10 protein-coding genes are annotated in these 12,335 nt (G+C 63.3%); 7 read left to right on the top strand and 3 right to left on the bottom strand.

Going from position 1 to position 12,335, the window contains the following annotated elements; translation table 11 throughout:
• Positions 1–48: 48 nt before the first annotated feature.
• The 6 genes from C4S73_RS17550 (at position 49) to C4S73_RS17525 (ending at position 7,560) form a co-directional block, all read left to right on the top strand.
• Positions 49–1,134 carry a glycosyltransferase gene (locus C4S73_RS17550; protein ID WP_160115812.1) on the top strand — a complete coding sequence of 362 codons (1,086 nt, stop codon included), beginning with the start codon at positions 49–51 and terminating at the stop codon, positions 1,132–1,134.
• Positions 1,131–2,570 (top strand): O-antigen ligase family protein, encoded by a 1,440-nt coding sequence (locus tag C4S73_RS17545; RefSeq protein WP_103873802.1) that lies wholly within the window; start codon positions 1,131–1,133, stop codon positions 2,568–2,570. Before C4S73_RS17550 ends, C4S73_RS17545 begins: the two co-directional genes overlap by 4 nt.
• Before the next feature lie 133 nt (positions 2,571–2,703).
• Positions 2,704–3,861, top strand: coding sequence for a polysaccharide biosynthesis/export family protein (locus tag C4S73_RS17540; RefSeq protein ID WP_160115811.1), 1,158 nt, complete (start codon positions 2,704–2,706; stop codon positions 3,859–3,861).
• Between the two features lie 23 nt (positions 3,862–3,884).
• Positions 3,885–4,451: a hypothetical protein gene (locus tag C4S73_RS17535; RefSeq protein WP_146071392.1), complete on the top strand. Its 567-nt coding sequence runs from the start codon at positions 3,885–3,887 to the stop codon at positions 4,449–4,451.
• 116 nt (positions 4,452–4,567) lie between these two features.
• Positions 4,568–6,811 carry a polysaccharide biosynthesis tyrosine autokinase gene (locus C4S73_RS17530; protein ID WP_103873799.1) on the top strand — a complete coding sequence of 748 codons (2,244 nt, stop codon included), beginning with the start codon at positions 4,568–4,570 and terminating at the stop codon, positions 6,809–6,811.
• Positions 6,808–7,560 (top strand): hypothetical protein, encoded by a 753-nt coding sequence (locus tag C4S73_RS17525; RefSeq protein ID WP_103873798.1) that lies wholly within the window; start codon positions 6,808–6,810, stop codon positions 7,558–7,560. Before C4S73_RS17530 ends, C4S73_RS17525 begins: the two co-directional genes overlap by 4 nt.
• Positions 7,561–7,655: 95 nt before the next feature.
• On the opposite strand, the gene C4S73_RS27955 is transcribed toward C4S73_RS17525, so the two are convergent.
• Positions 7,656–7,835 carry a hypothetical protein gene (locus C4S73_RS27955; protein ID WP_146071391.1) on the bottom strand — a complete coding sequence of 60 codons (180 nt, stop codon included), beginning with the start codon at positions 7,833–7,835 and terminating at the stop codon, positions 7,656–7,658.
• A gap of 463 nt (positions 7,836–8,298) precedes the next feature.
• Between C4S73_RS27955 and C4S73_RS17515 the strand changes: the two genes are divergently transcribed.
• Positions 8,299–9,732, top strand: a complete 1,434-nt coding sequence (locus tag C4S73_RS17515; RefSeq protein ID WP_160115810.1) for an undecaprenyl-phosphate glucose phosphotransferase — start codon at positions 8,299–8,301, stop codon at positions 9,730–9,732.
• A 562-nt stretch (positions 9,733–10,294) separates the two neighbouring features.
• Here C4S73_RS17515 and C4S73_RS17510 read toward each other — a convergent pair.
• Both C4S73_RS17510 and C4S73_RS17505 read right to left on the bottom strand, forming a co-directional pair.
• The gene (locus C4S73_RS17510) at positions 10,295–10,516 is read right to left on the bottom strand and encodes a hypothetical protein (RefSeq protein WP_146071390.1); all 222 of its coding nucleotides are present in this window, start codon (positions 10,514–10,516) and stop codon (positions 10,295–10,297) included.
• Positions 10,517–10,921: 405 nt separating this feature from the next.
• Positions 10,922–11,650: an outer membrane protein gene (locus C4S73_RS17505; protein WP_103873794.1), complete on the bottom strand. Its 729-nt coding sequence runs from the start codon at positions 11,648–11,650 to the stop codon at positions 10,922–10,924.
• Between the last annotated feature and the right edge of the window lie 685 nt (positions 11,651–12,335).

Raw genomic sequence — 12,335 nt, 5'->3', positions numbered from 1 at the left:
AGACGATCTGATAACAGCCGTGCGATGGGGCGATCGATCTTGTTTTTGATGTCGGGACTTGGCGTTGGCGGGGCCGAGCTTCACACGCTGGGCTTGCGCGCCGGCGTTCAGGCCGATGATGTCAGGACGACGCTCGTCGCTCATGGCACGCGTCGTGCGCAGGCGATGGAGCGTCGCCCTGGAGCGGGTGGCGCGATCCAGCTGAATATCCGGGGCATGTCGAGCCTGCGCGGATGGTGGCGCGTCTGGCGCCTTCTGCGGAGCGAGCGGCCCGATCTCGTGGTCGCGGTGAACCAGTCTCCACTGATCGTCGCCATCGTCGCGAGATTGCTGGGGGCGACCGCGGCTCGCATCGCCTGCATCTACCACACGACGATCCTGCGTCCCGGTGACGAACGGACCCAGGGTGTCTTCCGCTGGGCTGTCGGGCGGTCGGATGCGCTCGTCTATGTCAGCGAGCGCCAGGCCAGCTATTGGCGCGCGCGGGGATTGCTGAGCCGCCGGGACGTCGTGATCCAGAACGGGGTCGACCTCGTGGCCTTCCGGCCGGATCGGGCGGCGAGGGCAGAGATGCGCGCCGGCCTTGGCATCGCTGATGGCGATTTCGTCATCGGCGTCGTCGCATCGCTTTGGGCAGAGAAGAACCATCTGCATGTCGTCGAGGCGGTCGCCGCCCTGCAGGCTTCGGGCGTTGCAGCACGTGCCGTGTTCGTCGGGGACGGGCCGATGCGGACGGCGATCGAGCAGCGCGCCCGGGCGCTCGGCATCGAGGCGCGGGTGGCGATGATCGGCGATGTCGAGGATGTCCAGCCCTATATCGCGGCGTTCGATGTCGGCGTGCTCGCTTCCGTCGCGGTCGAGACGTTTTCCCTTGCGGCGCTCGAATGCCTCGCTTGCGGCGTGCCCATGGTGATGTCGGATATCGGCGGCGCGGCCGAGATCGTCGAGGACGGCGTCAATGGCCGCCTGCTGCCGCCAGGGGATCTGCCCACACTGGTCGCTGCCCTCTCCGAGATGGCCGTTCCGGCCTATCGGGCCAGGCTCGCGGCGGCGGCGCGTGGATCGGTCGAGCGCTATTCGGTCGAGCGCATGCTGTCCGCCTATCGGGCGTTGTTCGCGAGCCTTGGCCGATGATTGCCGGGGCGGCGACCCGTCTGGAGCCTGCTTCGCAGGCGCTCGCTTTGGCGGTCTTCGTGCTGGCGCCGATTCCCCTGGGATCCGCCGACAACCGCTGGGTCGCGCTTTGGTGTCTCCTGCTCGGGCTGAGCCTGGCGTCGGCGGATATGAGCGGTCTCACGCGCCTTCACAAACGATACATTCTGCTGACTCTGGCGCTTCTTGCCGCCTGGGTAGGCGTTGCCGCGTTGCAGCAGGCGCCATCGTTATGGACCGGGATCGCCGATCCCATCTGGGGCGAGGTCGGGGGCCTTCTCCCCGAGCCGCGTTCCGCAGCGCGGGCTGCAGCGACTGCTGCATCGCCGCTGCCGGCTGTGGGGATGCCGATCCTGTTCGCGCTCGCCTTCCTGCGCGCCCTGCTCATCGCGCGAACGCCGGCCGGCGGCGAACGGGTCATGACAGTGCTGGCCTATGCTGTCCTGTTGCTGGGCGTGCTGAGTTTCGTGGCCTATCGTCTCGACCCCGGCTCGATCCTCGGCGAGCCGAAGACCTTCTATCGAAACGTCTTCACCGGCACTTTCGTCAACAGCAACACGGCGGCAGCCTATTTCGGCCTTGGCATGGTGCTGTGGACGTGCCGGCTGGTGCAACGCATCCCCGCGGGTCGGCCGCGCCGGCTCAGTGGCTGGGCCGGACGGCTGCTGCAGCTCACCGACCGCATCACGCCCACGATCATCCTTTCGCTCGTCGCGGTTCTGGCCTGTCTGGGGTTCGTCATCATGACGGCCTCGCGCGCCGGGCTCATCCTGTCGCTTGCAGCGTCATCTCTCGTCGCGGTGCTCCTCCTTCGTGGCAGGCTGCTGCCGCGTCGCCGGTCGACAAGCCTGCTGGTGCTCGGCCTGGCGCTCGTCGTCGCCTTCATCGTGCTCAACGGCGAAGTGGTCGTCAGAATTCAGCAATTCGGCCTGATCGACCAGTATCGGCTGGAGGTCTATCGGATCTGCCTGGGCCTCATTGCGCGATATCCCTGGCTCGGCATCGGGCCCGGTGCATTCGAAGCCGTCTTTCCCTCGGTCCGCACCGAGGAGCTGGGCCTGTTTGGAATCTGGGACCGCGCGCATTCGGTTCCACTCGAACTCGCGGTCGAGATGGGGCTGCCCCTGGCGGCGGCTGTGAGCGCAGCCTGGATCGCCACGCTGGCGATCCTGACGCGCGCCTGTTTCGCAGGTGCACAAAACAGGCGAGGCGGCGGCGTAGATATTGTCATCGCCGCGACCGGTGTCGCCCTGTTGGGGACATTGCATTCGCTGGTCGATTTCCCGCTTCAGACGGCAGGCTTTCTGGCGCCTTTTGCGGCAGTTTTCGGAGCAGGAATCGGTACTTACGGTGCGTTGTTGCCACAGTCCGATTTCAATTTTCATGCCCTCAGGGTTAATGCCCCTGAATCAATATGACTTACTTTTCGCAATGCGATATGCGGGATGACCTTTGGTTGGTTGGGGCGCTAGATTGATGTTATCTTTGCCGGGCGGATTTGCCGCGACGCTCCTTCGATTTGGCCGTCAAGCCGCCACTCTTGCTCCCGCAATGCTGGTCGCGGGAATCCTGGTCGGCTGCACTGCATTTCCCAGAGATACGCCCAATTCCACCGATGTCAGGGGCGGTGCGTCGGTCGCGCTCCAGAATGACGACCGGATTTCCTACGCGCTGGTGGATCTGACCGGCTCGGTGCTCCCCGCCGCCAATGCCGCGACCTCGTCCCGCCGCCCGAGCTTCGGGGCGCTGTCGGGCGGTCGGAGCGGAACGTTCGCCAATGTCCGGATTTCGGTCGGCGACATCCTGTCGATCACGATCTTCGAGGCTGCCGCCGGCGGCCTGTTCATTCCCACGGAAGCGGGATCGCGCTCCGGCAATTTCGTGCAGGTTCCCAATCAGCAGGTCGACGGCACGGGCACGATCGAGGTGCCCTATGCCGGGTCGATCAAGGCTGCGGGCCGGTCTGCCCGCGAAGTCAGCGAAGAGATCCGTCGCAACCTCGCCAATCGGGCGATCGAGCCTCAGGTCGTCGTGACGATCAACGAGCGCCGCGGCAACGACATCAGCGTCCTCGGCGAGGTCAACACGCCCTCGCGCTTCGCGATGGACCCCGGTGGAATTCGCCTGATGGGCGCCGTCGCCCGCGCCGGCGGCCCGCGCTACCCGACCTATGAGACGATGGTGTCGATCCAGCGTGCTGGAAAGACCCATAAGGCGATGCTCAGCACGATCCTGAAAAACCCGGGTCAGGACGTTCAGCTGCAGTCCGGCGACGTCGTCTTCCTCTCGCGCGATCCGCAATATTTCATGATCTTCGGCGCCACGCCGGATCCCAGCGGCGCCAACAGCCGCCGCGTGACCTTCGAGAACGACGATATGAGCCTTGCCGAGGGGTTGGCGAAGGCGGGCGGCCTGCGCACGGAGCGCGCCGATCCGCAATCCGTCTTCATCTTCCGCATGGAGGCACGCAGGACCTTGACCCAGCTGGGCGTCGATATTGCTCCCTATACGACCGATGTCGTTCCCACCGTCTATGCCGTGAACCTGCGGACGGCCGACGGCATCTTCCTCAGTGACCATTTCAAGCTGCGTGATCGCGACATCATCATCGCCGCCGATGCGCAGACCGTCGATCTCGGAAAGTTCCTGTCGCTCGTCAATCAGGTGGCTGTCGTCCCCTATAATGTCGGGGTGATCGCGACACGATGACGGTCGTGCGGAGCAAAGCGACGATGGGGCGGTTCTTGCGCGGTCATACGCGCCTGCGCCGGCCTCTCCTCGTCGCTTCGGCCATCCTGCTGGCCGTCGCCCTCGATGCGGGGAGCGGGCGGCCGGCACAGGCGGCCTGCCAGATTCCGGTCGCTTCTGATTATCTCGAGCAGATCGTGCGCAATCCGCGCGTCGTTCTTCAGAACAGTCCACAAGGGGGCGACCAGCTGATCTATCGGGCGCAGATGCTGGCTGCGGCCAGTATCGCCTCCCTGCGGGGGCTGATCAGCGTCGTCCCATTGGCCAACGTCGCCCAGAAGGCCGCGATCGGCCAGGGCATGGGCCGCGCCGCCGGGTCCTGCAGCGCCCGCTACGGGGACACGACGCGCCGTATCACGGATGCGGTCCGCTCCATGGGCGACCGCGAGGTGACGCGGGCCTTCGCAAAATTCCTGACGCCGGACAGCGGAGCCGTTCCGCTTTCTCCGGGGGTAGGGGCGGGAACGCCGGATTCCGACCGCCAGCGACTTAAGCTGGATGGCAGGATCGCACCGATCGGACCGCTAAGGGACCCGTTCGGCAAGCTGTGATGGGCCGCATGGCTGAACAAGGCGTTTTTTCAGTACCCGCGGCGTCGTTGCGCCACAATTGAATGAGTTATCGGCACGTGCGACTTATGTTGCAGTGCAACCTGACCGAGTGACCGATGCTGCATCTTCCGAATCCCAATTCGATGTCAGGTCAGCCGCAGCGGAGCGAGGGCGGTTTCATGCCGCAGCTCGACCTGCTGGCCCTGATGCGCATGTGCTATCGGCAGTGGCCGGTCGTGCTTGGCGCGCTCGGGCTGGCCCTGCTTCTGGGCACGATGTATCTGGCGACCGCGCAGCGTCGTTACACCGCCAGTTTTCTCATCATGGTCGATACGCGCAAGAGCCAGGTGATGGCGCGACAGGACGCGTCCGGCGACCGTCAGCTCGATCCCGGGCTCGTCGACAGCCAGGTCGAGATTCTGAAATCGGACAGCGTCGCCCTTTCGGTGGTGCGCGATCTTAAGCTGACTAATGATCCGGATTTCGTCGGGACGCCCGGCCTGATCTCCAGGCTGCTTTCGCTGGGAGGCGCAGGTACGCCCCGCTCGCAGGAAGATCTCGAGAAGTCTGCCGTCGACACCCTGACTGCCGGCGTCCGGGCCAAGCGGATTGGCGTGACCTATGTCATCCAGGTCGACTATATCGGGACCAATGCGGAAAAGGCGGCTGCCATCGCCAACGCCCTGTCCGATTCCTACATGGTCGGCGAACTTGAGGCTCGCTATCAGGCGACGCGGCGGGCTAGCCGCTGGCTCGAGGACCGGATCAAGGAACTGCGCGAGCAATCGGGCGCGGCCGATCTCGCGGTTCAGAAATTCAAATCCGACAACAACATCATCGATACTTCGCGTGGCCTGATGAGCGAGCAGCAGCTTGCCGACGTCAACACGCAATTGGTGACGGCGCGTGCGGGTACGGCCGAGTCGAAGGCACGCTTCGACCGCGTCCAGGAGGTCATCAACAGCGATATCGTCAATGGCACTGTTGCGGATGCCCTGCGCAACGAGGTCATCACCCGCCTGCGCGCGCAATATCTCGATATTTCGGCCAGGGAGGCGAATTTCTCGGCCCGTTACGGCAAGGACCATCGCGCCGTCATGGATCTGCGCAAGCAGATGACGGAGATCGAACGGACCGCTCGCGAGGAACTCCAGCGCGTCGCCGAAAGCGCCAAGAGCGACTACGAGATCTCGCAGGCCCGCGAGAGGTCGCTTCGTGAGAGCCTGGATCAGCTGATCTCGCAGGCCGGGTCCAGCAATCAGGCGCAGGTCAAGCTTCGCGATCTCGAAAGCTCGGCGCAGAGCTATCGCAGCCTGTATGAGAGCTTCCTGCAGAAATTCCAGGAGGCGACGCAGGAGCAGACCTTCCCCGTCATCAACGCCCGCATCATCACGCCCGCGGCGGTGCCGACCAGGCCGTCCTCCCCGAGGGCGATCCTGATCTATGCCGGCAGCCTCGTATTTGGTCTGGCGCTGGGTTTCGGCGCGGCGCTCTTCCGCGAGCTGCTCGGCAACAATTTTCGCACGCCCGAGGACGTCAATAATTATGCCGGCCTGGAGTGCCTCGGCGTTCTCCCCCATATCGGGGACGAGACCCAGAAATCCCGCGCGTTGCGCAGCGTGACGCTAACGGATGGAATTCTGGGAAGCGCGAATCCGATCGCTCGCCACGTCATCATCGCGCCGTTCTCCCGCTTCACCGAGACGATCCGCAACGTCAAGGTCTCGCTGGACATCGCGCGCGGTGCCAACCGCGCTGCGGTCATCGGGATCACCTCATCGGTGCCGACCGAAGGCAAGACGACCTTCTCGTCGAACCTTGCACTCCTGACGGCGCAGATGGGTCACCGGACGCTGCTGATCGACGGCGACATGCATAGCCCGTCCTTGACCAAGACCCTGCAGCCCGGCCTGGAGCTGGGCCTGGTCGATTTCCTCAACGGCAAGGCATCCCTGAGCAGCATCATCCAGCGCGATGCCGTGACGGGTCTGGATTTCATTCCGACCATCGTCACCGAGCGCCAGCCGAATATCGTCGCGCTCCTGACCTCGACGCGGATGAACGAGCTGATCGAGAGCGCGCGCAAGAATTACGACTATATCTATGTCGACCTTCCGCCGGTCGTGCCGGTCGTCGACGTCAAGGCGTGCATGCACCTGTTCGACAACTATGTCTTTGTGATCGAATGGGCGAATACGAGCCGCGATGTCGTTCGCGATGCCATGCTCAGCGTCGAGCCGGCCCGCCAGCGCTTCGTCGGGGCCATCCTCAACAAGGCGGACCCGGCCGAGCTGAAGCGCCTCGAGGCCTATCGCGGCGCTGCCTACGGCAACTACTATGTCGAAGCCGATGCCGCATGAGAGCATGGACGGGCTGGGCTCTCAGGGGCGCCGTCTGCCTGCTCGGCTTTGCCGGCATCGCCTATGGCAAGGTCTATCTGCCCGATAACGGGAGGACGCTAGACGCGCTCGCGCGCAAGGTCGTGCTTGGCGAGAGCTTTCCACTGCCTGTTCTGGAGGCTGCGATCGCGGACGGCGCACCCGATCGCCAGTCCTGCGATCTCGGCCGGCTGCGGAGCCTGACGATCCTGCGGGCACAACGCGCCGACGAGATCGTGACGGCAAACAATCTCGAACGGATGGATGCCGCCATCCTCGATCTCGGGCAGGTGGCGGAACGCTTGCTGGCCTGCTCCCCGCGTGAGTCTTTCGGCTGGCTCATGCTGTATTGGAGCGAGACGCGCAGGAATGGGCTGAGCGAGGCTGCGATCAGCGCGTTGTCCAGATCCTATGCCTTCGGTCCGCGCGAGGCCTGGGTTGCCATCCGTCGAAATGCGATGGCGATCGGGGTGCTCAGGCATCTTCCGGAGGGGCTTCAGCAACAGGCGCTCTCGGAATTTGCAGCTCTGCTGGAAATGCAGTTCACAGTGCAACTCGCGGCAACCCTGGCAATGGCGCCTTCCGATGTCCAGGCCAGGCTTTATGGCGTCGCCGCCTCCGCCTCGGAGTCAGCGCGCATCAGATTTTCGTTTGCTTTGCGGGCGCGGGGGATGCCGACCCGCGAGCTCGGCTTGCCGATCCAGCCATGGCGCCCCTGGCGGATGGATTGATCGGGACGCCTGTCAGGCAAGCATCGAGTTCGTGGGCATCGATGATCGGCAGGCAGCGCCGGGCAACCGCGTTCAAGCCGTTGCGATGTCGCTGATCAGGGAAGCGCCAGTTTTGCGAGAGCAAATATCATGAGCCCGATCCAGCCGAGGTTCAGGACGGCGCCCAATCCGATGAGAGCCACTGCCGAACCCGACCTCAGCCGGCGAGGAGAGGTCGGCCTGTCGAGCTGGTCGAGTTGATCCCAGGCCGAGGCGTCCATTTGCGGTGTCGTCATGCCGAACCCTCCCTGGGCTGACAGAGTCAGCCGCTCCCGAAGCGACGTGCGGGCTACCTGAGCTCTACCGCAAATATTGTGCCTTGCGGTAAACATAATATTGCACTGCAGCGTTGCATTTTCATGGCAGCGCAGCTCCCGGCCATTGCCGCGCCTCCAGCTCGGACGAAAGCTTCGATGTGGTGCCCTCGAAACAGGCAGCGCTCGGCCAATTTGGGATGCGCGGAGTTGGTCCGCGTATGCTGGATTCCGGCGCATTTTGGCATCATTTTCATGGTTTCTTGCCATATGGCAAGCGTTATGCCTGTACGTAAGAGATTGTTCCTGCTGGCGCAGTTTTTGCTGTGGCAGGCAGAAAAAGTTTTTGTAGCCTTAATAACGTTACGCAATAGCGCAGTAGTTGAAGCCGGTAATGAAACATCGTAGACGGGCGCTTAACGCGACCCGTCAACTGGGAACGATCATGGCGATCGATTTTACCGCTCAAGGGGTGACACGGCGCGGGCGCTGGTTCCGCTACGATTCGATCGGCGCCTTCGTGATGGTGATCGATGTCGTCGCGATCGTCGCGGTGAGCGTTATCTGCGGGCTGGCCTATAACAGCTTCGTCGGCCATTCGCCGGATGGTTTCACCGATTCCCTGGCGATGGGCGTGCTGTTCGCGGCGCTGTTCGTGCCTTTGGTCCAGCTGCGCGGTCTTTACCGGCCGATCGAGCTGCTGAGGCCACTGCGCCAGATATCGAGCGTGCTGGCTCTCTGGGCGGTGGTTGCCGGCTTCCTCACCATCATCGGTTTCGCACTGAAGATGGGGCATTCGATCTCCCGCATCACGGCGCTCGCATTCGTCCTATGGGGCGTCATGCTGATCGCCGGCCTGCGCTTCTATTGGCATGGCTTCATGGTGCGGGCGCTGGCCAGCGGCGCGTTCGCGACGCGCCGCATCGCCATGATCGGTGATCCCGCGCAGCTGGACGAGAATCTACTGGCCCGGCAACTTGCGCCCTTTGGGTTGACCGTGGTGGCCCGGATGAAGCTTTCGCCCGCTACTCTGACGGATGACGAGGCCGTTCGGGCGGTGATCGCGGATGCCGTGGCAGCGTTCCGTGGCTCGCATGTCGAGGAGATCGTCATCGCCCTCAACGGCAGCCAGCTCGACCTCGCCGAACGCGTCGTCGCGGGTATGCGCATCCTGCCGCTGCCGATCAGGCTCATGCTGGATTCGCGGCTCGGGGACATCGTCTCGCGGCCAATTCAACGCTTCGGAAATCTGGTCTCCGTCGAACTGCACCGCGCGCCGATGACGCTCAGCGAGCGCGGTGTGAAGCGCGCGCTCGACGTCATCTTCGCAAGCGTCGCGCTTTTCCTGATTTCGCCGCTGCTGGCCGTCACGGCCCTGGCGATCCGGCTCGACAGCCCGGGTCCGGTCCTGTTTCGCCAGACCCGCAACGGCTTCAACAACCGGCCGTTCAAGATTTTCAAGTTCCGCAGCATGCACGTCATGGAGGACGGAACTGCCGTTCGTCAGGCGTCGCGCCATGACAGCAGGGTGACAGCGGTCGGGCGGTTGATACGCCGGCTTAGCATCGACGAGCTGCCGCAGCTCTGGAACGTGCTTCGCGGCGAGATGTCGATCGTCGGTCCGCGGCCGCATGCGCTCGCCCATGACGAGCATTTCGAGAAGCTGATCGGCGATTATCCGTATCGCCAGCACGTCAAGCCCGGCTTGACCGGTTGGGCTCAGGTCAATGGCAGCCGCGGCGAGACGCCGACGACCGACAGCATGGTCGAGCGTGTGCGCCTCGATATCTGGTATGTCGAGAATTCGAGCGTGTGGCTGGACATGCGGATCATCGCCCGCACATTCACGACGCTTCTCAACGTCAAGCACACCTACTGATCTGGCCGCCAGCTTCCGGCTCGCGTCGGCGGCGTCCCAATTCGGGCGGGGGGCGGAGAAAACGGGGTCGACTCCCTCGTGCCGAACCTACCGCCAAGGGGCTCTCGCCTTGATCAGGTCGATAGAGAGGGCCCTGGATTCAGATGGTTTTCTGTTCAGTCCATGATCGGCGCACGATCCGCCAATTCAAGGAATATTGCAGCGCAGGCGAGATAGAAGATACCAACATAGATCAGCATTGCTACCCCCAGGAGCATTCTTGTTTTGAATAGACCGCGACCCGCTACTCACTGGTTGCTGGATATGGTCAATTTTCCGACAAAATTGCTAATTTTTTCGTCACCGCCCTGTGATGAAATATTTGGGGTCCGCGGCGAGCCCGCTCATAGCGATAACGAGTGCTGGAACAGGAGCCGCCGAGAAACTGGCGAAGAGGGCCGGGGCATGCCAGCCATCGCCCTGCTGCTCGCGTCATCGTTTTCAGGATGTGAGGCTGGGGTCTGCAGACCGCGATGAGGGTGTGGTAAGCGTCCGGAGGAAGCGGCGGGCGCTGTTCCTGCGATCAAAGATCCAGCGGCTTGGTGAGACCTGGCAGCGGCGTTAGGAGGACACCTCCCACCCTGAACTGTTGCACGGCCTTCGTCACCAAATCGCAGTCTGGATCCGCTCGCCAAAGCGTGACGATGATATGGCCGAGGCGTTCTCTCTCCGCGGCGACACTGAGCGGATCAACGGGACGTTGCTCTTCAAGAATTGCCCAAACGGTGTCGAACGTGGCCGTCAATCTGGCCAGGTCCTCAGGCTCAGCGATTGACCGAAACGGCATATCCCCTCCAGCCGACCACGATACCCCAAGGAGGGGCGGCGCGCGGTAATCAATCTACTCGCGAATCGCGTTCTTTGGAACCCATCTAATGTCGTCAATGGAAGTCCGGACGGCGGGCGTTCCTCGATCTTACCCTTCGATCCCTGCGGCGGCAGGACGAAGCGCTTGCTGCATCCGCCCCCTTCCGCTTAGCCGCGCCCGTCAGCGTGCTCGTGATTTGCTGGACGAGCGGTTCGAGCGCTGTCGCAGGCAAAGAGCAGGAACCGCGCTGGACGGATTTGGCTGAGGCGCCAGGAGGGGCTGGACGAGTGGAAGCAGCCCGGCGCAAAGCGCGGGGCTGCTCACAGATCCAAAGTACTCGTCTTAGAACTTGTAGTTCACGCCGACTCGAAGAAGTCCGGCGCCGCCGCCGCCACTGGTCGTGGCGGTATAGACACCAGCCGGAAGGACGCCGCCTGGCGGGTTGACGAAGGCCTGTGTCTTTCGTCCCTCTCCGGTATCGACGTAAAGACCTTCGACCCTGAAGGTCCAGTTGTTGGTGAAGGCATATTCGACACCGCCACCGATGGTCCAGCCGGCGTTGCTCGTCGAGTCTCCGGTGAGCGGGTTGGTATTGAGGCCACCATAGGCCAGACCACCCGTGATGTAGATCAAGGTTCGGTCGATGGCATAGCCCAAACGGGCGCGAACGGTGCCCAAATAGGCTCCATCACCGCCACCCCGGCCACCCCACCAGCTATAGGGCCCCCAGTTTAGATTGCCGCCGGTGTCGACATACTGGATGTCGGCCTCGAGGCCGTAGACGATGGCGCCGGACTGCCAGTTATAGCCGATCTGGGCACCGCCGACGAACCGGCCGTCGCTGCCGCCACCGCCGAGAGACCCGGACGAAATCGCTGTCGGTCCCGTGACGATAACGCCGCCCGAATCGCCCCATCCCACGCCGGCGTTGAGACCGACATATAGGCCGGTCCAAGTGAACACCGGTGCATAGACGATCGGCGGGGGCGCGCGGCTCGGAAGATCGGCCGCGAAGGCCGAGCCTGCCAGGCACATTGCTAGAACAGTAGTGGATACAAGGCCTAAACGCATGTGATCCTCCTCCCATGCACAGTCAGGGCGTTGATGGTTGCATGTGAAACTATTGACAGGAAGTGAATGACGAGTATTTGCGAACGAAGCATGCGAAATATCTTTTAAAGTGATATTTTAGGCACATATGGCATGCCAGATTTTAGGCATCGGCGGAGATTCGAACATTGCAGTCGAGCCTGTGCGCCGCATAGCCAAGGGCTTACCTCGCTCGCGTCGTTCCTAGCGATCGAAGGTATCCTTCTGATCAGCTTCGGGCTGGTCTCGATCAGAATATGATGGTGGTTGCGGCCGAACCGTGAGGTTCGGTGGCTGCCGCCGGTCCAGTGCACGATCACGCGAAAGATGCGCGCCGAAGGCAGCCAGTCAGCCGGCAGCTGCGCCCCAGCGCCAGGCTGACCCGCCCCAGTCTTCTTTGCTGTCGCCCTTCCACCCCTCGATTATCGCCGAAGGCAACTTCCCTTGGCTGCCGGCCTCCACGTGTCGACACGTCTTGCTTCGGCCCTGCCCCGCCCATGTCGCAGCCGAACGCATGCCGCGCGGCCGGGGCGCCGCGAGCGTCCACAACGACGTCCTAATGTGAAAAGTGCGCCGGAGGTGTTGCCGAGCGCGTGGCTACCGCCGCGCTTCGGCATACCGCCCCCAAATGGGAGGCGCTGACAATGAGGCAGGTGCCTAGTCTAGC

Origin of the sequence: Allobosea lathyri (assembly GCF_900108245.1) — a bacterium.
Classification (GTDB): domain Bacteria; phylum Pseudomonadota; class Alphaproteobacteria; order Rhizobiales; family Beijerinckiaceae; genus Allobosea; species Allobosea lathyri.
Note: the sequence above shows the minus strand (reverse complement) of the source record. Positions and strands in the feature narration are given on the sequence as shown.